This window comes from Roseateles sp., assembly GCF_965229315.1.
Taxonomy (GTDB): Bacteria; Pseudomonadota; Gammaproteobacteria; order Burkholderiales; family Burkholderiaceae_C; genus Pelomonas.
The window spans coordinates 3,430,660-3,448,339 of the sequence record NZ_CBDDJA010000002.1 but is presented as its reverse complement, the minus strand read 5'-3'; the positions used below and the strand labels follow the sequence as shown (position 1 = coordinate 3,448,339).

Below are 17,680 nucleotides of genomic sequence, written 5' to 3'. Positions count from 1 at the left end.
GGACGGAGCATCACTGCGTGATGGTCCATCCCCGTGTCATTACTTTTGCACAACGGCGAAGAGGTCTTCCTCGCGCATCACCAGCAGTTCGTCGCCGTCCACCTTGACGGTCTGGCCGGAGTACTTGCCGAACAGCACGCGGTCGCCGACGACGACATTCAGTGCCACGAACTCACCCTTGTCGTTGCGCTTGCCCGGGCCGACGGCCAGGACTTCACCTTGATCAGGCTTCTCGGCGGCGTTGTCGGGGATGACGATGCCCGAGGCGGTCTTGGTTTCTTGCTCCAGACGGCGAACGATCACGCGATCGTGCAGGGGGCGCAGCTTCATGGAATCTCCTTGAGGGTCTTTGACTTGGCGGCCGCGAGAGCGCGGTACGCCTGAGGAAATCGAGGATGACAGGGCATCCGCATTCGTTAGCACTCGAAAGAGTCGAGTGCTAGCAGGAGGATTATAGGGTTGGCCCGTGACTCTTCAAGAGGGGCGCCCAAATGAAAAACGACCGCCTGGGCGGTCGTTCCGTTGGCCGGAGCGCTGTCGCTCAGCGGCTGTGGCGTTTGCGGGTCCAGGCCAACGCACCCAGTGCGCCCAGCGCCAGCGCGATGCTGCCGGGCTCGGGCACGGTGCCCGAGGCCGCTGGCGTCGTGAACTTCAGGTCGTCAATCATCAGGGTCTGATCGATGGCGCTGAACACGATCGACGTGGCCACACCAGCGAAGGCAATGCTGCCGTCAAACCAGTTGCAGAAGCTCACACCCGTGGACGCGCAGTTGGCGGTGGTCAGGTTGCCGACTTGCGCCAGCAGGGAGCCCGTGGCATCGAACAGCTGGATGAGCACGTCGGCGCCAGACAGGGCGGAATAGGCAAACGACACTTCGTTGACGAAGCCGCCCGCCAGGCTCACCGTGAAATCGCTGTACGGATTGGAGATCGGCCCGCCGCTCACATTGTCGGCCAGCAGCACTGCGCCGCAACTGCCGGTATGAAGGAAGGACGCGTTGCCGCCGCAGCCGTTGTAGCGGGACTTGACGCCCCAGGCGTCGCCGGAAAACACCACGCCATTGCCCGAGAACTGGGTGGTCAGTTGTACGGCGGCCGCCGACAGGTTCTCGAAGTTCAACGACACCGTGTCGGCGGCTGCGGGTTGCAGTGCTGCTGCCGTCAAGGCAAGGGCGATAAGTTGGGTGCGCATGTCGTTCTCCGTGCTGGGTATTCGAGTTGGCGTTGTGGAGCGGACTGTAAACAAGCGGTCCCGCAGCGCCATGGGTCCTGCCCCTCCAGTTGGGGGGGCGCCTGGCCCTTTCGCCCCTGCTTGAGGGGGCGGGCGCGGTGCTCGGCGGAAACCACGGACCATTCAGTCAGCAAGCTTGGCGACGAGAGCCCTGGCTACACTGTCTTGGGTGGAAACCAAGTGGCTTGAAGATTTCGTCAGCCTGGCCGAGACGCGCAGCTTTTCCCGCTCCGCTCAGCTGCGGCACGTGACGCAGCCGGCGTTCTCGCGACGCATCCAGGCGCTGGAGGCGTGGGCGGGCGTCGACCTGGTGGATCGCTCGTCGTATCCGACGCGGCTGACCGCTGCTGGCGCGACGCTGCTGGCGCAGTCCGTCGAACTGCTGGGCAACCTGCAATCGACGCGCAACATGCTGCGCAGCCACCAGGCGGCGGACCAGGACATGATCGAGTTCGCCGTGCCGCACTCGCTGGCGTTCTCATTCTTCCCGCACTGGCTGATGGGCTTGCGCCGTGGTTTTGGCGCGATCAAATGCCGGCTCAATGCGGCCAACGTGCATGACGCGATGCTGCAGCTCAGCGAAGGCAACTGCGACCTGCTGCTGGTCTACCACCACGCCAGCCAGCCGCTGCAGCTCGACCCCGGGCGCTACCAGATGGTGTCGCTGGGCCATGAGACGCTGTCGCCCTACGCCAAGGCCGACGCGCAGGGTGAGCCGCTGTTCCGCCTGCCGGGCAGGCCCGGCCACAAGATCCCCTTCCTGAGCTATGCGGCCGGCGCCTACCTCGGCCGGCTGGTCGAGCTCATCGTCAAGGAGGCCGACTGCGCGCTGAACCTGGACGCCATCTACGAAACCGACATGGCCGAGGGCCTGAAGGCGATGGCGCTGGAAGGCCACGGCTTTGCATTTCTGCCGGCCAGTTCGGTGCAGAAGGAGCTGGCCAGCGGCCGCCTCGTGGCCGCCGCAGCGCCGGGAACCCTCAGCGTCAGCATGGAGCTGCGCATGTATCGCGAGCGGCCTGAGCTGACGCGCCGCCACAAGCCCGCGGCCCAGGCGCTGTGGGACTACCTTGCGTCAGCGGCATGAAGTCATCGCGCATGTGCATGTATCGTGAAAACCCGTATTCGGGCCTGGTGCGTCGCGTGGTCTGCTCGCGCTTGTCTGATATCGATATCCACTTCCTGTTGTTGGAGTCTCCATGAAAAAAATCCTGCTCGCCGTGGCCCTGGTGGCCGGCACCGCTGCGGTGCACGCCGAAGACACGCTGAAGAAGATCAAGGACAGCGGCGCGATCACGATGGGTGTGCGCGAATCCTCCGGGCTGTCGTACACGATCGGCGACGGCAAATACGTCGGCTATCACATCGACATCTGCGAACGCGTGGTCGCCGACCTGCGCAAGCAGCTCGGCAAGATCGATGTCAAGTACCAGCCCGTCACGTCCGCCAACCGCATCCCGTTGATCGTCAACGGCACCGTGGACCTGGAGTGCGGCTCCACGACCAACAACACGGCCCGCCAGAAAGACGTGGCCTTCGCGGTGACGACCTATGTCGAGGAAGTCCGCATCGCCGTGAAGGCCAGTTCGGGCATCACGTCCATCAACCAGCTCAACGGCAAGACCGTGGCGACGACGACGGGCACCACGTCCGTGCAGACGCTGCGCAAGCATGAGCGGGCCAACGGCGTGGACTTCAAGGAAGTCTTCGGCAAGGACCACGCCGACAGCTTCCTGCTGCTCGACTCTGGCCGCGCCGACGCCTTCGTCATGGACGGCTCCATCCTGGCCAAGAACATCGCCACGTCCAAGAACCCGGCCGACTTCAAGATCGTGGGTGAAGTGCTGTCCGTCGAGCCCATCGCCATCATGATGCGCAAGGACGACCCCGCCTTCAAGAAGGCCGTGGACGACAGCATCAAGGGCATGATGAAGTCCGGCGAAATCGCCAAGATCTACGACAAGTGGTTCCTGCAGCCCATTCCGCCGACCAACACCAAGATCGGCCTGCCGGTGTCCACCGCGACCAAGGACGCCTGGGCCAACCCCAACGACAAGCCGATGGAAGATTACGCCGCGAAGAAGTGATTCGCGCGTGACCTGAACGACCGCAAAGCGGGTGCCTGGCACCCGCTTTGCTTTATGAAGAAGGCTTGAGGAGAGGGCCATGAGTTGGGACTGGCAGTTCTACTGCAATGACACCGCCACCGGCGAAGCGGTCGCCGGCTGCTTCGGCCCGGGCGGCAAGGAGCAGACCTACCTGCAATGGATGCTGAACGCCTGGGGCTGGACCTTGACCATCTCGGTGCTGGCGCTGCTGGTGGCCCTGGTGATCGGCTCCTTCATCGGCATCGCGCGCACCGCGCCCAACCGATGGGTGGCGCGTTTCGGCGAGGCCTGGACCGAGCTGTTCCGCAACATCCCGCTGCTGGTGCAGGTCTTCCTCTGGTACCACGTGCTGCCCGCCTTCATTCCCGTGCTGAAGTCGGTGCCTTCGTCGGTCCTGGTGGTGCTGGCGCTGGGTTTCTTCACCAGTGCCCGCATCGGTGAGCAGGTCAAGGCCGGCATCAAGACTTTGCCGACCGGTCAGCGTTATGCAGGCCTGGCGATGGGCATGACCCTGCCGCAGACCTACCGCTTCGTGCTGCTGCCGATGGCGTTTCGCATCGTCATCCCGCCGCTCACCAGCGAGAGCATGAACATCGTCAAGAACTCGGCGGTGGCCTTCGCGGTCAGCATTCCCGAGCTGGCCCAGTTCGCGCAGCAGGCCGGTGAAGAGACGTCGCATTTCGAGGAGATCTTCATCCCGGTGACGTTGCTCTATTTCGTCTCCGCCTTCGTCGTCAACCGTGCCGCCAAGCTCATCGAAGCGCGGGTGCGCATCCCTGGCCAGTCGGGAGCCAAGTGATGCTGAATCTCGACTATTCCTTCCTGAACTGGGGCGTCATCCAGAGCTTCATCGCCAAGGGCTTCTGGTTCTCGATCCAGCTGACGCTGGTCGCCATGATCGGCGGCATCATCCTGGGCACCGTGCTGGCGATGATGCGGCTGTCCAGCAAGCGCTGGCTGTCGACGCCGGCGGCGGTCTACGTTGACACGCTGCGCTCCATCCCGCTGGTGATGGTGATCCTGTGGTTCTTCCTGCTGATCCCGAAGATCGCGCCGGTGAGCGCCGAGGCGTCGGCCTTCATCACCTTCACGCTGTTCGAGGCCACCTATTACTCCGAGATCATGCGGGCGGGCATCCAGAGCGTGTCCAAGGGCCAGGTGAATGCCGGCTATGCCGTGGGCATGACCTACGGCCAGAGCATGCGCTACGTCGTGCTGCCGCAGGCCTTCCGCAACATGCTGCCGGTGCTGCTGACGCAGACCATCATCCTGTTCCAGGACACGTCGCTGGTCTACGCGGTGGGCATGTACGACCTGCTCAAGGGCTTCGAGGTCGCGGGCAAGAACTTCAACCGCCCGGTCGAGACCTACCTCGTCGCCGCCGTCGTCTATTTCGTCATCTGCTTCGGCCTGTCGCAGCTGGTGCGTCGCCTGCAGAAGAAGATCGCCATCATCCGTTGACTGACGTGTACCCCCACGCTCACATTCGTTCGCTGCCCCCCGAGGGCGCGCTGAGCCTCCCAGAGGCGGCTCGTCGGAGTCTCACACCATGATCGACATCAAGAACATCTCCAAGTGGTACGGCAGCTTCCAGGTGCTGACCGACTGCACGACGTCCATCAAGAAGGGCGAGGTCGTGGTCGTCTGCGGGCCCTCGGGCTCGGGCAAGTCGACGCTGATCAAGACCGTCAACGCGCTGGAGCCCTTCCAGAAGGGCGACATCGTCGTCGACGGCATCTCCATCGCCGACCCCAAGACCAACCTGCCCAAGCTGCGTTCGCGCGTCGGCATGGTGTTCCAGCACTTCGAGCTGTTCCCGCACCTGTCGGTGACCGAGAACCTGACCATCGCGCAGATCAAGGTGCTGGGCCGCTCGGCGGCCGACGCCAAGGTGCGCGGCCTGAAGATGCTGGACCGCGTGGGCCTGTCGGCGCACAAGGACAAGTTTCCGGGCCAGCTCTCCGGCGGCCAGCAGCAGCGCGTGGCCATCGCGCGCGCGCTGTCCATGGACCCCATCGTCATGCTGTTCGACGAGCCCACCTCGGCGCTCGACCCCGAGATGGTCGGCGAGGTGCTGGACGTGATGGTGCAGTTGGCCCACGAAGGCATGACCATGATGTGCGTCACGCACGAGATGGGCTTCGCCAAGCGCGTCAGCCACCGCGTCATCTTCATGGACGCCGGCAAGATCATCGAGGACTGCAGCAGCTCGGACTTCTTCAACAAGCCCGAGGAGCGCTCGCCGCGTGCCAAGGATTTCCTGGCGAAGATCCTGCAGCATTGACCCACCCCCTGCGCGCTGCGCGCGCCCCCTCAAGGGGGCACTGCCAGTGGCCCGGCGGAGCCGGTTCCACGGCAGTCGCTGGAGGAGTCAACAGGCCCGCGTGAAGCGGGCCTGTTTTATTCACGGCTCGATGGCCGCACCGACCACCGCGCCGGCGGCGATGCTGCCGATGCGCGTCGCCTTGCCCGTCGCCAGGTCGATGCGGTACCAGGCCGACCGGCCCTGCGCCGTGATGGCCGAGTAGGCCGTGTTGGAGACGTCCGAGATGTCCAGCGTCGCCTTGTCGAACGGACCGACGCCCAGCGAACCCACCGTGTACAGCTTGCCCGTGTTGGGTGACACCACGGGCTGCACGCCCTCCTTGCTGCCCTGGTGCACCAGCACGCCCTGGCGGCCGTCGAGCGCGTAGTTGGTCGTGATCTTGTCGTTGTCCTTGTTGTAGGTGTAGCCGGCCGCGACGATGGCGGGCGTCTTGCCGGCGTTCACGTCCGCTGCGTCGTAGGCCAGGCGGCCATCGAGCTGCACGCCGGGCTCGTTGGGGTTGCCGTCGACGATGGCCCCGGTGTCGGGGTGCAGGCGCAGGTTGTAGCCGGCGTCATTGACGACGCGGATGCGGTCCACCGTCGGGTTGAAGTCGAAGCCCCATTCGGTCGCGCCGTCCTTGGGCAGGTTGCTGGGCGTGCCGATGGCGCTGAGCGCGCCCGTCCTGGTGTCGATGCGGTAGAGCTGGCCGCTGGCGCCCAGGCCGAACAGCTGGCCCTTGGCGACGCGGTAGTCGATGCCCACCAGCCTGTCACCCGCGGCGAAGCCGGTCAGCGGCTTGCTGGACAAGGTGGTCTGCGGCTGGCCGGCGTTGAACTGCACCAGCAACTGCGCGTCCGCCGTCACGGCATAGATCATTTCCTTGGCCGGCGGGCCGACGGGCTCCATCGGTTCGCTGGCGCAGGCGGCGAGCATCGCGGTGGCGGCAAGCGCAAGGGCGAGGCGGGTCATGGCATCTCCGGAGTTGGGGGCGGACGGTTTATACGTGCCCGCCCCGGCTCAGAGACGGGAATCCCTCACAGGAACATGCCGCCTGAGGCCTCCACGCGCTGGCCGGTGATCCAGCCCGCGCCCGGGCGCATCAGCGCGGCCGCGGCGCCGCCGATGTCCTCGGCCTCCCCTGCGCGGCCCAGCGCGGTGACCGACGCGACGAAGCGGTTCAGCTCCGCGTTGTCGCGCACCGCGCCGCCGCCGAAATCGGTGGCGATCGCGCCCGGCGCCAAGGTGTTGACGCGGATGCCGCGCGCCGCCAGTTCCTTGGCCTGGTAGCGGCTCAGCACCTCCACGGCGCCCTTCATCGACGCATAGGCGGCATAGCCCGGGATGGAGAAGCGCGCCAGGCCGCTGGAGATGTTGAGCACGCGGGCCTCGTCGGCCAGCAAGGGCAGCAATGCCTGCGTCAGGAAGAACGGGCCCTTCAGGTGGATGGCGACCATCGCATCGAACTGTGTCGGCGTCGTCTCGGCAAAGCTGGCATGCGTGCCCGCGCCAGCGTTGTTGATGAGGCCGTTCAAGTGTGTGGCGCTCAGTCGGGCCAGCGCGCCGCGCAGTTGCTCGACGAAGGCCGGAAAGCCGCTGGCATCGGCCACGTCCAGCGGCAGGGCCAGCGCGCGGCGGCCCAGGGCCTGGATCTGCGCGAGGACGGCCTGTGCTGCGCCGGCCGCCTCGCGGTAGGTCAGCACGATGTCGTGGCCGTCGCGGGCCAGGGACAGCGCCATCTGCGCGCCCAGGCCGCGGCTGCCGCCGGTGATCAGGGTGATGGGGTGGGAGGGGATGGTCATCGCAATCTCGTCGGTGAAGGAATCGATGGAGTGAAATTTATTGTTTTGATCGGATTGGATAAAGTCGACCAACAAGAAATGACTATGCTCAAAACGTCACCCAATATCGACCTCGCCGCGCTGCGTGTGTTCCTTCAGGTGGCGCAACTGGCGCACTTCAGCCGCGCGGCGGACGAGCTGGGCCTGCCCAAGGGCCGCGTCAGCCAGGTCGTGCGCGAACTGGAGGCGCGGCTAGGCACGCGGCTGCTCCAGCGCACGACGCGGCGCGTCAGCCTCACGTCGGACGGTGAACTGCTGGCCGAGCGCGCGCGCAGCCTGCTCGCCGAAGCCGGCGAGATCGAGGCGCTGTTCCAGCAGGACCAACAGCTCAGCGGCCGGCTGCGCGTGGACCTGCCGGTGCGCCTGGCCCTGGACCTCGTGCTGCCGGCGCTGCCGGACTTCCTGGCCGCGCATCCGGCGTTGCAGGTCGAGCTGAGCTGCACGGACCGGCGTGTGGACCTGGTGGAGGAGGGCTTCGACTGCGTGCTGCGCGTGGGCGCCGTGCACGACCCCATGCTGGTCGCCAAGCCGGTGGGGCAGATGACGATGATGAACGTGGCGAGCCCCGGCTACCTCGCCGCGCGCGGCACGCCGGCCACGCCCGACGATCTGCTCGCGCAAGGCCACGAGCTGGTGCACTACAGCCAGGCCTGGACGGACCGCCGTGCGCGCTTCGACTGGGTGGACGCCGACGGCCGCTCGCACAGCCTGGCGCTGCCGGCGCGCGTCGCCGTCAACCACACAGACGCCTATGAGGTCGCCGCGCTGGCCGGCATGGGCATCGTGCAGGCGCCGTGCGTGGGCATGCGGGCGGCCGTGGCGGACGGGCGCCTGGTGCGCGTGCTGCCAGGCTACGAGCCGGCACCCATGCCGGTGCAGCTCGTCATGAGCCAGCGCCGCCACACGCCGCGGCGCGTGCGCGTGTTCATGGACTGGCTGAGCGGCCTGCTGGCCGCTCATCTGGCTGCCTAGAGCTTCACGGGGCCCTCGATGGCCCCGGCGGACACCGCCGCCCTGGCCTGCTGCTGCCGCACGCGGTCCAGGTAGGTCTCGGAGCGGGCGAGCTGTTCCCGGATCAGCTGGTTGTTCGTGCCCATCGTCGCGATGGCCTGGCTGCGGAAGTTGTCCATCGCGTCCATGGCCTGGAAGGTCTGGTCGAACATGGACTGGATCTGCTGGATGCCCAGCATCGGGTTGGCCGAGAACTCGGCCGTCGCGTCGACGTGCTGGTTCAGCGCCGTGCCGGTCTGGTGGATGAGGTCGGCTATGGTCTTGTTGACGCCCTGCAGCATCTGCATGACCTCGATCTGGTTGCCGGTGGCACGCGCCACGGTCTGGGCCACGGCCAGCGCGCTCATGCCGGTGGTGGCGACGCGGTCGCAGCCGATCATCATTTCGCGGCCGGTCTTCTTCAGCACGTCCAGCGCCAGGTAGCCGTTCACGCAGACGGCCTGCTGGGTCTGGATGTCGGCGAGGTTCTGACGCGCGTAGAACAGCACCTCCTGCTCCAGCGCCTTGGCCTTCATGGGGTCGCCGGCCTTGAGCTGCTGCACACGCTCGGCCAGCCGCGTGTCCAGCGTGCGCGCGAAGCGGGCCGCAGCAGCCAGCGCCTGCATCGCGTCCCACAGCTTGCCGCGCGTGGCCTCGATGTCGATGACGTCCTTCTGGATGTCGTCCTTGGCCGCGTAGAGCTGGGTCATGGCCGTCTGCAGCTGCGAGCTGGCCGACTCGAACTTGCGGAAATAGGCCTCCAGCTTGTTGCCGAACGGGATGAGCCCGAGCAGCTTGCGCGGCTGCAGCAGGTCGCCTTCCTTGCCCGGGTTCAGCTCGTCCAACTGGCCTCGGATGGCGGCAATGGCCTTGTAGGCCGGCGTGTCCGTCGCGCCGACGAAGTTGCGCTGCATCAGGCTGCCCTGCATCAGCCCGGCGGCCACGCTGATCTCCTGGCGGCCGAGCTGGAAGGCGCTGTCGAGCTTGGCCTTGAAGGGCTCGCTGTGCAGGTCCTCCTTCTCCAGTGCGTCGATGAAGCGGCGCACCTGCTCGTCCACCTGGTCGGCCACCTCGGTCTTCAGCGGCACCGCCTCCACGGCGGCCACGGGCTGCACGGGGGTGATGACCTCGGGCGGGGTCAGCGTGAACGTGGGGGGCGTGGTCGTGGTCGTCGTGGTCATGCGATGTCCTTGGGGCCGAACTTCTGGTTCAGGAATTCACTGTGGCGCAGGAAGGCCTGCGCGTCCTGCGAGGCCAGGTCGTCGCCGAGCTGCTCCACCTTCAGCTCCAGCTCGGCCAGCACGCCTTCGAAGGTGGTCTGCGCCGTCTTGCCATTGGCGAGCAGCTTGGTGGTGGCGAACTGCTGCGGGATGCCGAGGTAGGTGTTGAGCGCCTCGGGCAGGTAGCTGATGGCGATGTGGCGCGCATGGAAGGTTTCCTGCAGGCTGAGCTGGCCCTTGCTGCGCTCCCACTGGTCCAGCAGGCCTTCCAGCCGCTCGCACAGGCGCTGGATGCGCTGTGCCAGCTGGAACGGGATGCGCTGCCCGGGGTTGTGCTCGGTCAGCCGCCGCACGCCACTCAGCGCCCGGCCCATGGCCTCGCGGGCGTCGCCTTCGTCCTCGAACTTCAGCGCCTCCCAGTCGTCCTGCTTCGTGCTGGGCCAGCCCCACCACAGCGCGCCGCCGAGCAGGCCGGCGACATAGCCCAGCGCCGCCAGCCCCAGGCCCCAGCCGCCGAGAAACCCCAGCGCCTTCAGCACCAGCACACCGGTCGCTGCCAGCAGCCCAGCCCAGTTGGCCGGCGCGTTCAACCATCGGAACAGTCCGCTCATTGATACGCCCGGATGTCCTTGAACACCGCATACAGCGGCGTCTTGCGCGCGTCGAAGACCTTGCCGCCGGTGATCTCCACCAGTGCCTTCAGGTCGCCCTCGGCCGCCTCGCCGAACAGCACCATGAACACCGGGATGCCGCGCACGTCCTCGGGCAGTTGCTCGTAGGCGCGCCGGAAGTCGTCCAGCTTGCGGCCCGTGTTGCTCTTGCCATCGGTGAAGGCCACGACCGAGTACTGGTAGTCGGGATGGCGCTTGCGCTCGTCCAGCATCTGCTGCAGGCCGGCCAGCACGGCGTCGTACAGGGCGGTGCCGCCGGTCATCTGCAGGCCGTCGGCGGCGTCGCGCACGCGCTTGAGCTCGGCCAGCTTGGCCTCGGTGTCCACCTGCGGCTGCACGCCCTTGAGCGTGCTGCTGCCGGCCGGTATCTCGAAAGCCACCGGCTCGCGCACGCGGTCGCTGAAGGGCAGGAACCACAGCCGCTCGCGGTTGGTCAGCTGGGCGACGCGCCCGGTCAGCGACGCGTCGGCGCCGGCCAGGTAGTGGATGGCCTCGACGAGCTGCTCGCGCCGCTTGCCCTGCATGCTGCCGCTGGTGTCCAGCACGAAGGTGCTGGCGATGGGGCGGCGGAACTCGTTCAGGTAGGCGTCGATGAGACCGTCGGCGAGCTGCCGGTCGGGCGAGAACGGCAGCTCGACCTGCACGCCGCGCGCCGGCAGGAGGTCGGCCACCTGCGCCGCCAACTCGGCGCGCATCGGCCGGCGCAGCGTCTGGCGTGCCAGCCAGAGTTGCGCGGCGTCGCCCTTCAGGTAGTCGACGACCTTCAGGTAGTCGGCGCGCCGCGCCTCATTGAGCAGCATGAACGGGTAGTCGGCCGTGGCCACGCCCTCGTAGGGGTAGATGAGGTGCAGCGGCTCGCGCAGCTTGCCGCTCGCGTTCAGGCTCAGCAGCCAGCTTTCATAGTTGATGAAGGCGTTGGCGCGGGTGCCCTGGCCCTTGATGAACTGCTCGGCCAGATACGTGGAGTTATCGCCCACGATCTTGTAGCCCTTCAGGAAGTCGGCGATGGCGCCGCGGTCCACGTCGGCGGCGGTCAGTGCCTCGCCCTTGCCGCCGGCCGCCGCCACGACGCCCAGCAGCGCCATGAAGCCCTGGTTGCTGGTGGCCGGGTTGGACAGCGCGTACTGCAGCTTGCCGGCCTTGGCCGCGCGGGTGATGTCGGCCCAGGTCAGCTTCGCATCGGGCCTGTCCCAGCCGTTCTTCGCCGCGTCGCTCTTGCTGACGCCGACAGCCATGGGCGACAACATGATCTTTTCCTGCAGCTTGACCTTGCCCTGGCCGGCCGCGTCGCTGAGCAGGTATTTCGCATTGGCGAACCAGGCCGCGTCGGGCCTGGGCTTGTCGCCGCTGTCGCCGCTCAGCACCTCCTGCGTGCTCTCCATCGTGCCGCCGAAGCGGAACTGCACGTCCACGCCGGTGGCAGCGCGGATCTGCGCCGCCAGCGGCTCGATGTCCTTCAGGTCGCTGGTGGCCAGCACCTGGAGCGTGGCGCGAGCGCTGGCCGGCACGGTGGCCGTGGGCGGGGCGGGTTCTTCAGCCTTCTTGCCGCAGGCAGCGAGCAGGCTGAAGGCCAACAGGAAGACGGCACGGCGCATCACTGGTTCATCTCCCGGCTGACGATGTCGATCATTTCAAACATCAGGTCGAACCCTGGCGGGTCGATGACCTGGTTCAGCTTCACATCCACGGCGAGGCCGGCGGTCTTCGCGGCCTCGGCGAACGCGGCGGTGTCGCCGGTGCGAAAGCCCTGTTCCAGCGCCACCGCCTGCAGCGTCTTGTTCGTCGCCAGCAGTTCGGCCAGTTGCTTGCCGCGCTCGTTCAGCGCCACCAGCACCCATTTGTTGACGATGGTGGGCTGCGGGTACATCAGCACCATCTCCGGCCGCACGCCACCGCGCTGCGCCTGGGCGACCATCTGCGCCTCGTAGATGAAGGTCAGCGGCGTCTTGCCCATGCCGATGGCCAGGTAGTCGTCGAAGGCGCCGTTGACGTAGTTCTCCTGGAAGCCCTGGCGCTTGAACAGCTCGGCCAGTTGCGTCGCGTACTTCTGGGCGGCGGTGCGGTCGGCCACCACGTCGCCGTTCAGCGCCGCGGACGTCAGCGCCAGGTACATCGCCGCCGAGTTGCTGCGGCGGATGTCGGTCGTGCTCACCAGCACGCTGCGCGACACCGCGTAGTCGCCGCTGGCCTTCAGGTCGCGCCAGCGCTGCTTGGCCAGCATGGCCTGCGTCAGCTTCTCCATGTCCAGGCTGTAGACCTTGGGTGCCATCGCCTTGGCCATGCCGTTGGCAGCCAGGATCCTGGCCACCGGCTCCCACGAGGCGACGACCAGTGGCGTGTGGAAGGGCGAGGTCTGCGTGGCCGTCTTGCCGGCCTTGCGGGCGGCGTCGGCAATCATGTTGGCGGCGACGACGCCGCTGGCGATGAAGAAGTCGGGCTGGTCCGCCGCGCCGATGCGCGTCGCCATGTCTCGGCTGCCCACGCGCACCACCTGCACCGGCAGCCTGGCGCCCGCCAGCGCCTTGGTCACCCGCTCGTCCTTGAAGAACGGCTCCACATCGACGGCGATCAGCCCCTTCAGCGGCTCGGCGCTGGCGATGGCCGCCTGCTCCTGCGCGATTTGCCGGGTTTCGTCATTGGCGCGCAACGCAAAGAACAGGGCGCCGCCGAACAGCGCCAGCAGGACCACGGTACCGATGAGACGCTTCGCGTTGTTCATGAGGGGATGCAGGCTCCTTTCGATGTGTGCGCAGTGTCACCGAACCCGGGCCGCCCGGCGACGACAATCCCGCCATGAGTGACACCCTGACCCTCACCCGGCCTGACGACTGGCACCTGCACCTGCGCGACGAAGCGGCGCTCGCCAGCGTTCTGCCCTACACGGCCCGGCAGTTCGCCCGGGCCATCGTCATGCCCAACCTGCGCCCGCCGGTCACGACCGCCGCGCAGGCCGCGGCGTACCGTGAACGCATCCTGGCAGCACGTCCGCAAGGCAGCGACTTCCAGCCGCTGATGACGATGTACCTGACGGACAACACGCCGCCGGACGAGATCAGGCGCGCCAGGGACGCCGGCGTCGTCGCGCTGAAGCTCTACCCCGCCGGCGCCACCACCAACAGTGATGCCGGCGTGACCGACATCCGCAAGACCTACGCGACGCTGGAGGCCATGCAGCGCGAAGGCCTGCTGCTGCTGGTGCACGGCGAGGTGACCGACGCCGACATCGACGTGTTCGACCGCGAGGCCGTGTTCGTCGAGCGGGTCATGCAGCCGCTGCGCGCGGCCATGCCGGAGCTGAAGGTCGTGTTCGAGCACATCACGACCCAGGAGGCGGCCGAGTACGTGACCGGCAGCGACCGCTTCACGGCCGCCACCATCACGCCGCAGCACCTGCTCTACAACCGCAACGCCCTGTTCACCGGCGGCCTGCGCCCGCACTACTACTGCCTGCCCGTGCTCAAGCGCGAGGAACACCGCCAGGCGCTGCTGAAGGCGGTGGCGTCCGGCTCGCCGAAGTTCTTCCTGGGCACCGACAGCGCGCCGCACGCGGCGCAGCTCAAGGAGAACTCGGTCTGCGGCGCCGGCTGCTTCACGGCGGTCTCGGCGCTGGAGCTGTATGCCGAGGCCTTCGAGGGCATCGGCGCGCTGGACAAGCTCGACGCCTTCGCCGGCCACCACGGCCCGGACTTCTACGGCCTGCCGCGCAACAGCGGTACCGTCACGCTCAGGCGCGAGCCGTGGACGCTGCCCGGCGCCGTGCCGTTCGGCGAGGCGCAACTCAAGCCGCTGCGTGGCGGCGAAACGCTGAACTGGAAATTGATCTCATGAACGCCCAACAGAAAGTTGCCTTCCTCGTGGACTTCGACAACGTCGCCACCGACGTCATCGAACAAGCCCTGCAGATGTGCTTCAAGGACTACGGCGCCGCGCACATCCGCCGCGCCTACTGCAACGCCGAGCAGGCGCTGCACCAGCAGGCCTTCCTGAAGCGCCTGGGCCTGCGCGCCATCGTCAACCTCGCCATCGGCAAGAACTCCACCGACATCGCGCTGGCCGTGGACGCGATGGAGCTGGCCATCAGCGAGAAGCCCGACGTCATCGTGCTGGTGTCATCGGACAGCGACTTCGCGCCGCTGGTGCTGCGCCTGCGCGAAAAGGGCGCCTGGCTGCGCGGCTTCGGCCAGCAGGGCAAGACGGGCGACGGCGTCATCCAGATCTACGACCAGTTCAACGAACTGGCCCACGACAGCGGCAGGTCGGCGGCCAAGCCGGCCTCGCGCAGCGCGTCGACCCGCAAGGCCGCCGCGCCCAAGCGTGCCGCGAAGGCAGCCCCGCCGCCCAAGGCCGCAGCGCCCGCGCCCAAGCCTGCGCCCCAAGCAGCACCAGCAGCGCCCGTGGCCGCACCCGCACCCGCACCCGCACCTGCGGCCAAGCCGGCAGCCAGGCCGGCCCCGGCGCCCGCACCCAAGGCCACGCCCGTGCCTGCGCCGCCGGTCGATGCCCACGTGGCTGCGGCGAAGGAGATCAACGCCATCCTCGCCATGCTGCCCAAGCTGGCTGACGGCCAGTGGCATGACCTCGGCGCCGCTGCCAAGGTGCTGAAGGACGCCGGCCTGCTGCCCAAGACGGCGCCGTCCACCAAGCTGTTCCGCAAGCATCCGCAGGCCTTCCAGCTCCAGCCGGAAAAGCAGCCCAACCAGGTGCGCTTCGGCCACGGATGATTTCGCCCGGTCGGGCACGGCCCGTTGGCGACGTGCGGGCACCTGGCTTGCCCGTTTGGGTCGCCCGCGCCGCTTTGCCACCGCTGCCGGTGCAGGCCAGCCCTGTCCGGTGGGCAGCGTGTTCATCGCGTGCCTTCTGCGCGGGCGCCTGGGCCTTTTCGCCAAAGCAGCTAGCATCGGCGCCCTCCATGGGAGGTCTTGTTTGAAGTCCTGTTTGAAGCCCCTGCTGGGCCTGGCGTTCGCCGGCCTCGCCCTTGCCGCCAGCGCGCAGTCACCGCCGGCGCCGCTCATTCCGCTGGCTGCGGCGCCCGCGGCGTCCGTCCCAGCCACCCCGCAGCAGAACGTGTCCGCCAGCGCGCGGCGCCTGTACGAGCGCAGCAAGGGCCAGCTGCTGCAGATCCGCACGCTGCTGAAGACGCAGGACAGCCAGGCCTCGGTGGGCTCGGGCTTTGTCGTCAGCGACGACGGCCATGTGGTGACCAACTACCACGTCATCAGCCAGTTCGCGCTGGAGCCCGACAGCTACCGGCTGCGCTACGCAACGACCGAGGGCGAGGGCGGTGCGCTGGAGCTGCTGGACTTCGACGCCCGCCGCGACCTGGCACTGCTGCGCGCGGTGGACGACGGCAAGGGCGGTGGCCTGAAGGGGCGCGGCGCGCTGCAGTTCCGCCCGCAGAGCCAGCCGCTGGCCAAGGGCGAACGCATCTACTCGATGGGCAACCCGCACGACGTGGCCTTCGCCGTCGTCGAGGGCAACTACAACGGCCTGGTCGAGCGCAGCTTCGACCCGCTGATCTACTACGCCGGCGGCATCAACCCCGGCATGAGCGGCGGGCCGGTGCTGGACGAGGACGGCCGCGTCGTCGGCGTCAACGTGTCCACGCTGCTGTTCGCGCAGCAGGTCAGTTTCCTGGTGCCGGGCGAGTTCGCCGAGAGCCTCGTCAAGCGCAGCATGACCGCCAAGCCCATCCGCACAGCCGCCTGGGCGCGCCTGCGCGACCAGCTGACGCGCTACCAGGACGAGCTCGTCACGCGCTTCCTGGCCGCGCCCTGGGAGAGCGCCAACAACAGCCATTACCGGCTGCCCGTGCCGCGGCAGGACTTCATGCGCTGCTGGGGCAACAGCACGGCCGCCGACACCAAGGGCCTGGACTTCGAGCGCTCGCAATGCCGCATGGACCACGCGCTGTTCGTCAGCGGCAACCTGCAGACCGGCTGGCTGGACATGTCGCACGAGGCCTACGACGGCACCAAGCTCGGCGCGCTGCGTTTCTCGCGCCAGTATTCGGGGAGCTTTCGCAACGAGCGGCTGGGCAACGCCGACAAGGCGCGCACCGCGCCGTATTGCAAGGAGCAGTTCGTCGACCGCGACGGCCTGCCGCTGCGTGCCGTCGTCTGCCTGCGTGCCTACCGCAAGCTGGAGGGCCTGCACGACCTCAGCGTGCTGGTGACGACGGTGGATTCGTCCACCGAAGGCGCGCTGGGCCGCTTCGACGCCCGTGGCGTCAGCTTCGACAACGCGCTCAAGCTCGCGGCGCATTACCTGGGAGGCTTCGCATGGACGAACACCAGCAAGGCCAAGTGATGCCCACCGACTCGCCCGCTTCCTCCCCTGCCGCCGTTGTCGAGCTGCTGGGCCGCGACGGCCGCGCCGTGCTCGTGCAGCGCGTGACGCACTGGCCGGTGCGCATCGGCCGCTCACCGGCCTGCGACATCGTGCTGGACGACGGCCACCTCGCCGCCGAGCATGCCGAGCTGCAGCTCACGCCCGAAGGCCGTGTGCAGCTCAAGCTGCTGGACAGCCGCAACGGCGGCACCGTGGGCGGCCAGCGCCTGGCCGCCGGCGATGAAGCGCTGCTGCCGCCGGGCGGTGGCTTCCAACTCGCCGGCAGTTCGCTGCGGCTGCGCACCAGCGCGGACGCGCTCGCACCCGAGCAGGTGCTGATCGCCCACGAGAGCTACCACTGGGCCGCGCTGCCGGGCCTGCTGCTGCTGATGCTGTGCCTGCAGTGGGTGGACCGCTGGAGTGCCGTGGACCCCGATTCACGCTGGGTGGATTACGCGATGCCGCTGCTTGCGCCGCTGGCCTTCGTGCTGGGCTGGGCGGGGCTGTGGTCGCTGGCCACCCAACTGTTCCAGCACCGCTTCCCGTTCGCCACGCACCTGCGCCGCGTGCTGATCGTCGTTTGTGCGATGGAATTGCTGGACTGGGCGCTGCCGGCCGTCGCCTATTCGCTGTCCTGGCCGCGCCTGCTCGCGCTGCTGGCGCTGGCGACGCCGATCGCGATCGCCGGCCTGGTGGCCTGGCATGCACGCCTGGTGTGGCCGGGCGCCACGCGCATCATCGGCGGCGGCATCGCCGCGCTGCTGGTGCTGGGCCTGGGCCTGCAGATCGGCAGCCGCCAGGACCAGCAATACGTGTTCGGCCCGTCCTACCTCGCCAGCCTGCCGCCGCCCGCATTGCGCCTGGCCTCGCCGAAGCCGCCGCAAGATCTGATCGAGTCGCTGAAGCCGCTGAAGGCGGAACTGCAGCGCCAGGCGCGCAAGGACAACGAGGGCTTCGAGAGCGACGACACCGCCGAGTGAGGCGGTG

Annotated in this window: 18 protein-coding genes; 10 read left to right on the top strand and 8 right to left on the bottom strand. The window is 67.8% G+C overall.

Annotated features, from left to right (window positions below):
- Nucleotides 1-39: 39 nt before the first annotated feature.
- Both ACO07H_RS20820 and ACO07H_RS20815 read right to left on the bottom strand, forming a co-directional pair.
- On the bottom strand, nucleotides 40-330 hold the full coding sequence (locus ACO07H_RS20820; RefSeq protein WP_056202831.1) for a co-chaperone GroES: 291 nt from the start codon (nucleotides 328-330) through the stop codon (nucleotides 40-42).
- Nucleotides 331-541: 211 nt separating this feature from the next.
- The gene (locus ACO07H_RS20815; RefSeq protein ID WP_422017700.1) at nucleotides 542-1,264 is read right to left on the bottom strand and encodes a PEP-CTERM sorting domain-containing protein; all 723 of its coding nucleotides are present in this window, start codon (nucleotides 1,262-1,264) and stop codon (nucleotides 542-544) included.
- 136 nt (nucleotides 1,265-1,400) lie between these two features.
- On the opposite strand from ACO07H_RS20815, the gene ACO07H_RS20810 reads away from it, so the two are divergent.
- The 5 genes from ACO07H_RS20810 to ACO07H_RS20790 all read left to right on the top strand — a co-directional run bounded on the left by ACO07H_RS20810 (nucleotide 1,401) and on the right by ACO07H_RS20790 (nucleotide 5,623).
- Complete coding sequence (locus tag ACO07H_RS20810) at nucleotides 1,401-2,318, top strand: LysR substrate-binding domain-containing protein (protein ID WP_422017699.1); 918 nt, start codon at nucleotides 1,401-1,403, stop codon at nucleotides 2,316-2,318.
- Between the two features lie 112 nt (nucleotides 2,319-2,430).
- On the top strand, nucleotides 2,431-3,318 hold the full coding sequence (locus ACO07H_RS20805) for an amino acid ABC transporter substrate-binding protein (RefSeq protein ID WP_422017697.1): 888 nt from the start codon (nucleotides 2,431-2,433) through the stop codon (nucleotides 3,316-3,318).
- A gap of 79 nt (nucleotides 3,319-3,397) precedes the next feature.
- A complete protein-coding gene (locus tag ACO07H_RS20800) occupies nucleotides 3,398-4,138 on the top strand; it encodes an amino acid ABC transporter permease (RefSeq protein ID WP_422017695.1) in 741 nt (246 codons plus the stop codon).
- Complete coding sequence (locus ACO07H_RS20795; protein WP_422017693.1) at nucleotides 4,138-4,800, top strand: amino acid ABC transporter permease; 663 nt, start codon at nucleotides 4,138-4,140, stop codon at nucleotides 4,798-4,800. Before ACO07H_RS20800 ends, ACO07H_RS20795 begins: the two co-directional genes overlap by 1 nt.
- Nucleotides 4,801-4,888: 88 nt before the next feature.
- Nucleotides 4,889-5,623 carry an amino acid ABC transporter ATP-binding protein gene (locus ACO07H_RS20790; protein ID WP_422017691.1) on the top strand — a complete coding sequence of 245 codons (735 nt, stop codon included), beginning with the start codon at nucleotides 4,889-4,891 and terminating at the stop codon, nucleotides 5,621-5,623.
- A 120-nt stretch (nucleotides 5,624-5,743) separates the two neighbouring features.
- Here the strand turns inward: ACO07H_RS20790 and ACO07H_RS20785 are convergent, their stop codons facing one another.
- Both ACO07H_RS20785 and ACO07H_RS20780 read right to left on the bottom strand, forming a co-directional pair.
- Nucleotides 5,744-6,616 carry a DUF4394 domain-containing protein gene (locus tag ACO07H_RS20785; RefSeq protein ID WP_422017689.1) on the bottom strand — a complete coding sequence of 291 codons (873 nt, stop codon included), beginning with the start codon at nucleotides 6,614-6,616 and terminating at the stop codon, nucleotides 5,744-5,746.
- Nucleotides 6,617-6,681: 65 nt separating this feature from the next.
- A complete protein-coding gene (locus ACO07H_RS20780) occupies nucleotides 6,682-7,446 on the bottom strand; it encodes an SDR family NAD(P)-dependent oxidoreductase (RefSeq protein WP_422017687.1) in 765 nt (254 codons plus the stop codon).
- Nucleotides 7,447-7,524: 78 nt separating this feature from the next.
- Here ACO07H_RS20780 and ACO07H_RS20775 point away from each other — a divergent pair, with 78 nt between their 5' ends.
- On the top strand, nucleotides 7,525-8,457 hold the full coding sequence (locus ACO07H_RS20775) for a LysR substrate-binding domain-containing protein (RefSeq protein WP_422017685.1): 933 nt from the start codon (nucleotides 7,525-7,527) through the stop codon (nucleotides 8,455-8,457).
- Here ACO07H_RS20775 and ACO07H_RS20770 read toward each other — a convergent pair.
- The 4 genes from ACO07H_RS20770 to ACO07H_RS20755 are packed head-to-tail and all read right to left on the bottom strand — an operon-like array spanning nucleotide 8,454 to nucleotide 13,085.
- The gene (locus ACO07H_RS20770) at nucleotides 8,454-9,656 is read right to left on the bottom strand and encodes a toxic anion resistance protein (RefSeq protein ID WP_422017683.1); all 1,203 of its coding nucleotides are present in this window, start codon (nucleotides 9,654-9,656) and stop codon (nucleotides 8,454-8,456) included. The genes ACO07H_RS20775 and ACO07H_RS20770 overlap by 4 nt on opposite strands.
- Entirely contained in the window at nucleotides 9,653-10,306 is a 654-nt protein-coding gene (locus ACO07H_RS20765) for a hypothetical protein (RefSeq protein ID WP_422017681.1), read from the bottom strand. The genes ACO07H_RS20770 and ACO07H_RS20765 overlap by 4 nt, the downstream gene beginning before the upstream one ends.
- A complete protein-coding gene (locus ACO07H_RS20760; RefSeq protein ID WP_422017679.1) occupies nucleotides 10,303-11,961 on the bottom strand; it encodes a substrate-binding domain-containing protein in 1,659 nt (552 codons plus the stop codon). The genes ACO07H_RS20765 and ACO07H_RS20760 overlap by 4 nt, the downstream gene beginning before the upstream one ends.
- On the bottom strand, nucleotides 11,961-13,085 hold the full coding sequence (locus tag ACO07H_RS20755; RefSeq protein WP_422017677.1) for a hypothetical protein: 1,125 nt from the start codon (nucleotides 13,083-13,085) through the stop codon (nucleotides 11,961-11,963). Before ACO07H_RS20755 ends, ACO07H_RS20760 begins: the two co-directional genes overlap by 1 nt.
- Before the next feature lie 74 nt (nucleotides 13,086-13,159).
- Between ACO07H_RS20755 and pyrC the strand changes: the two genes are divergently transcribed.
- From pyrC to ACO07H_RS20735, 4 genes are all read left to right on the top strand, one after another.
- A complete protein-coding gene (gene pyrC / locus ACO07H_RS20750) occupies nucleotides 13,160-14,194 on the top strand; it encodes a dihydroorotase (protein WP_422017675.1) in 1,035 nt (344 codons plus the stop codon).
- The gene (locus ACO07H_RS20745) at nucleotides 14,191-15,087 is read left to right on the top strand and encodes an NYN domain-containing protein (protein WP_422017673.1); all 897 of its coding nucleotides are present in this window, start codon (nucleotides 14,191-14,193) and stop codon (nucleotides 15,085-15,087) included. The genes pyrC and ACO07H_RS20745 overlap by 4 nt, the downstream gene beginning before the upstream one ends.
- A 214-nt stretch (nucleotides 15,088-15,301) precedes the next feature.
- Nucleotides 15,302-16,672, top strand: a complete 1,371-nt coding sequence (locus tag ACO07H_RS20740) for a S1 family peptidase (protein WP_422017671.1) — start codon at nucleotides 15,302-15,304, stop codon at nucleotides 16,670-16,672.
- On the top strand, nucleotides 16,645-17,673 hold the full coding sequence (locus tag ACO07H_RS20735; RefSeq protein WP_422017669.1) for an FHA domain-containing protein: 1,029 nt from the start codon (nucleotides 16,645-16,647) through the stop codon (nucleotides 17,671-17,673). Before ACO07H_RS20740 ends, ACO07H_RS20735 begins: the two co-directional genes overlap by 28 nt.
- Nucleotides 17,674-17,680 lie beyond the last annotated feature (7 nt).

Coding starts and splice junctions, on each gene's coding strand:
- ACO07H_RS20755 (WP_422017677.1), bottom strand. CDS start 13,085: ATGAACAACGCGAAGCGTCTCATCGGTACCGTGGTCCTGCTGGCGCTG.
- ACO07H_RS20800 (WP_422017695.1), top strand. CDS start 3,398: ATGAGTTGGGACTGGCAGTTCTACTGCAATGACACCGCCACCGGCGAA.
- ACO07H_RS20745 (WP_422017673.1), top strand. CDS start 14,191: ATGAACGCCCAACAGAAAGTTGCCTTCCTCGTGGACTTCGACAACGTC.
- ACO07H_RS20815 (WP_422017700.1), bottom strand. CDS start 1,264: ATGGCGCTGCGGGACCGCTTGTTTACAGTCCGCTCCACAACGCCAACT.
- ACO07H_RS20795 (WP_422017693.1), top strand. CDS start 4,138: ATGCTGAATCTCGACTATTCCTTCCTGAACTGGGGCGTCATCCAGAGC.
- ACO07H_RS20780 (WP_422017687.1), bottom strand. CDS start 7,446: ATGACCATCCCCTCCCACCCCATCACCCTGATCACCGGCGGCAGCCGC.
- ACO07H_RS20785 (WP_422017689.1), bottom strand. CDS start 6,616: ATGACCCGCCTCGCCCTTGCGCTTGCCGCCACCGCGATGCTCGCCGCC.
- ACO07H_RS20735 (WP_422017669.1), top strand. CDS start 16,645: ATGGACGAACACCAGCAAGGCCAAGTGATGCCCACCGACTCGCCCGCT.
- ACO07H_RS20765 (WP_422017681.1), bottom strand. CDS start 10,306: ATGAGCGGACTGTTCCGATGGTTGAACGCGCCGGCCAACTGGGCTGGG.
- ACO07H_RS20820 (WP_056202831.1), bottom strand. CDS start 330: ATGAAGCTGCGCCCCCTGCACGATCGCGTGATCGTTCGCCGTCTGGAG.
- ACO07H_RS20790 (WP_422017691.1), top strand. CDS start 4,889: ATGATCGACATCAAGAACATCTCCAAGTGGTACGGCAGCTTCCAGGTG.
- ACO07H_RS20775 (WP_422017685.1), top strand. CDS start 7,525: ATGACTATGCTCAAAACGTCACCCAATATCGACCTCGCCGCGCTGCGT.
- ACO07H_RS20760 (WP_422017679.1), bottom strand. CDS start 11,961: ATGCGCCGTGCCGTCTTCCTGTTGGCCTTCAGCCTGCTCGCTGCCTGC.
- ACO07H_RS20805 (WP_422017697.1), top strand. CDS start 2,431: ATGAAAAAAATCCTGCTCGCCGTGGCCCTGGTGGCCGGCACCGCTGCG.
- ACO07H_RS20770 (WP_422017683.1), bottom strand. CDS start 9,656: ATGACCACGACGACCACGACCACGCCCCCCACGTTCACGCTGACCCCG.
- pyrC (WP_422017675.1), top strand. CDS start 13,160: ATGAGTGACACCCTGACCCTCACCCGGCCTGACGACTGGCACCTGCAC.